This window comes from Pseudactinotalea sp. (genome assembly GCF_048594945.1).
Lineage (GTDB): Bacteria > Actinomycetota > Actinomycetes > Actinomycetales > Beutenbergiaceae > Pseudactinotalea.
In genome coordinates this window covers 1-3,075 of record NZ_JBMDXJ010000340.1, presented here as the reverse complement: position 1 = coordinate 3,075, position 3,075 = coordinate 1, and the positions used below count along the sequence as shown (strand labels likewise).

2 protein-coding genes and 1 pseudogene are annotated in these 3,075 nt (G+C 64.6%); 1 reads left to right on the top strand and 2 read right to left on the bottom strand.

Annotated features, from left to right (window positions below):
• Nucleotides 1-305: 305 nt before the first annotated feature.
• Nucleotides 306-617: pseudogene (locus tag ACOJSN_RS15350) on the top strand (transposase); the annotation flags it as partial.
• A gap of 12 nt (nt 618-629) precedes the next feature.
• Here the strand turns inward: ACOJSN_RS15350 and ACOJSN_RS15345 are convergent.
• Both ACOJSN_RS15345 and ACOJSN_RS15340 read right to left on the bottom strand, forming a co-directional pair.
• Nucleotides 630-1,538 (bottom strand): hypothetical protein, encoded by a 909-nt coding sequence (locus ACOJSN_RS15345; RefSeq protein ID WP_420113364.1) that lies wholly within the window; start codon nt 1,536-1,538, stop codon nt 630-632.
• A gap of 76 nt (nt 1,539-1,614) precedes the next feature.
• Nucleotides 1,615-2,595, bottom strand: a complete 981-nt coding sequence (locus ACOJSN_RS15340; protein WP_420113363.1) for an IS481 family transposase — start codon at nt 2,593-2,595, stop codon at nt 1,615-1,617.
• Between the last annotated feature and the right edge of the window lie 480 nt (nt 2,596-3,075).

Below are 3,075 nucleotides of genomic sequence, written 5' to 3'. Positions count from 1 at the left end.
GGCATCGCGTCGCCGCCGGTGCCGCACCCCGTGATCGAGAGGACGAGCAGGGACGCCACCGCGGCGGCGAGTGCCCGGGGAGGGAGTCCTCTTCGCACGCGGTCAGGCTATACCGCGGGGCGCTCCGTGATCAGGGGCGCTATGCCGTGCGCTGCCGCGATCTGGGGGAACAAGAGCGCGTGGGCCCAGTGGGGAGGGTGCGTCCCCTAACGTGGCGTCATTCCCCTGGTGGCGTCGGAGCTACCGGCAGGGGATGAAGGGTCATAGCGGGACCTCCCAAATCGACCAAGAAAGAGGGATCCACGATGACCCACCACAAGTCTGCCCTGTCCGCTCTCGTCCGTGAACTGCTCGAAGGCCACGACTTCGCCAACGTGGAATTATTCCGCCACCTCTTGCGGGCCGGCCTCCAGGAGCTCGTCGACGCCGAGGCGACTGCGAGGATCGGTGCGGACCGCTACGAACGCGCCCAGATGCGGTCCACCTGCCGCAACGACACCCGCGCCAAGCACCTGGCGACTCCTGCGGGTGAGCTTGATCTGGCGGCCCCGGTACTTCGTGCCGGCTCGTTCTACCCGGCTCTGCTCCATCCCCGCCGCCGGGTCCCGGCTGCCGTCAACCGGCCAGCCCTACGCTGGGGGCGGACCCATCTCCATAGGCGACCACTCCCCTTCGTTCTCTTCTGACGGAGCCAGCCCGAACAGCAGAATGTCGAGGTACCGCCGGGTCTCCTCGACGAACTGCTGGAGCATCGGCATGACGTCGAAGGACTTTTCCTTGTGGATGAGTTGCACCTTGATCGCGGGGCACAGGATCATCTGCCCCACGATCTGGATGGGCGCTCCGGCGTGGATCGTGCCGAGCACCGTGCCGTCACCGAACTTCACGCCATCCTTCATCTCGACACGCGGGAGTGCCGGAGAGCTTGGGTCCTCGTACTGGAACGAGCCGCCGAGATCGACGCCCTCCAGGTCTGCGGTCACTGTCAGGATGTCACGGTGCTTGTCCTGAATGTCGAGGTCGTGGAGGATCGAGAGCAGCGACTCCTGACCGGCTGGCACGTAAGTGAACGGTTGCATGAGCCGGAGCCGTTCCTGTAGCTCGGGGTCAATCTCCCCCACCCAGTCGCTAACCGCCTTCTTCCACTGCTTCTCTTCGGCGCAGATCGGGAAGTAGACCGACTTCGGTCGGGCGGGCTCGGCGTCATTGAAGTGGGCCATGCCCCAGGCGACAGCATCGAACGCGCTCCGGAGGTTGTGCAGCGCGTCCCCAAGGTCGAGCGACCACTCGTGCTGGGGTATGCCCATCGGAACTCGGGCCACGAGCTCGATGCCCATGCGGTCCTCGCGTAGTACGGCGTCTACCGAGACCGGGGCGCTGGCTTGCCACTCTCCGAGCTTCGACTGCAACGTCGCCACGTGTGAGCTGCCCCGGCTCCACTTGAGGTTGGGCCAAGTTGAGAAGTTGACACCGCCGAGGAGCCGGATCGGCTCGACGGGCGGTGTGGCTTCCTCGTCTGGGGTGGCGTTGTCAGTCACATCACCAGCATGGCAGTCGGCACCGACAACCTTGGGAGCACCACGGCGCGCGCTCTATGCGGTCTACCTAGATGAATTAGGTCATGACGTTGTCGACTCGTTCGTGGACTCGGGTGGCCGGGGGCTGAGCAGCACAAGCGGTGCGCGGCAGGTGATAGTTGTAATCGCGGACCCAAATGCTAATCGCTTCGCGCCACTCGTGCTCGGAATAGAGAGCGCGGGCGTAGAGGCATTCCTCAGAGAGGATCCGCAGGTAAAGCGCGACTTTCCCGTTGTGCCGCGGCGTGTAGCGCCGCGTCCGCTGATACCGGGAGGCATGCGCCACCACCATGCGGACGAACGTCTTCGCGCGGCAATTGGCGCCGTTGTCGGTGAACACTCGGACCAGGCGAGAGATGCCGTGAGCAGCGAAGAACGCCCTGGCCCGGGAGAAGAAGGCGATGGTGGTTGCTGTGGTCTCGCTCTCCAGGGCCTCGGTGTAGGCCAGGCGGGAATAGCCGTCGATCGCGGAGTGCAGGTAGGTGTAGCCCACGCGCTGATGGCGCGCCTTCGCATGACCGCGGCCGTGGAGTCGCCAGCCGCCACCGGCGGGGATCTGTCCGACCTTCTTCACGTCCAGGTGGAGCATGTGGCCGGGGAAGCGAGCAATGATCTTGCCGGGCTCGCGGTTGTTCTCCCCGGTCGGGTCGAGGTCACGGCGGCGGGAGATCCCAAGTCGCTGCAACCATCGCCCGATGGTCCGGGCGCAGTAGTGGTAGCCGCGGGAGGCGAGCTCGAGGGCGATCCGGCGGGCTGACCATTTGTGCTCTCGCCGCCAGGAGCCGATGAGTTCGAGGATCTCGATCGGCAGCCGCGAGGATCGCCGTGCTGGGGTGCTGGTGCGGTCTTCCAGGGCGTCGATTCCGTCATCGCGATATCGTTGGACCCATTTCGTCAGAGTCGAGCGAGCGACGCCGACTTCGGCAGCGACGTGGACGATGGACCGGCCATCATCTTCGACACGTTGGACCAGGCGGAGTCTTCCGGTAGGCGTCAGCGGCGAATTACGGTGGGTCATGGAACGGGTTCCTCCCGGGCGACGGATGTCTAGACACCACCCATCGTGCCGGTCAGAGACCCGTTCCTTCATCTCTGATCCGCGACTACAACGTCATGACCCGCAACAACTAGTCGATACTGTCAGAGGCGGCCTGTAAATGTGCATGGGAAGCGCGACCATGGGTCCAACCAGGGAGCCCTATCGAACATTTAATCGTCGAGCAGAATCGATCAGCGGATATGAGCTCCTCGGAGTGCTCTGCGAAGCTGTTCACGGGACGACCAAGCCCTTCACAGCCAGGAAACGAGAGTTCCTGCTCACCCATGCGGGGGTACACGAGGGCGACCTGCGTAAGTAGGCAAGCGCATCGCCCCGGATGGAGATCGCGCGGGATCGGTTCTCGCCCGCCCTCCTTCGCGCGCCCGCCAGTCTTGCACTATGCGCACGGCACGGCCACGCAGCTCCGGACTTAACTATTTGGGCACATTCCGATTCTCC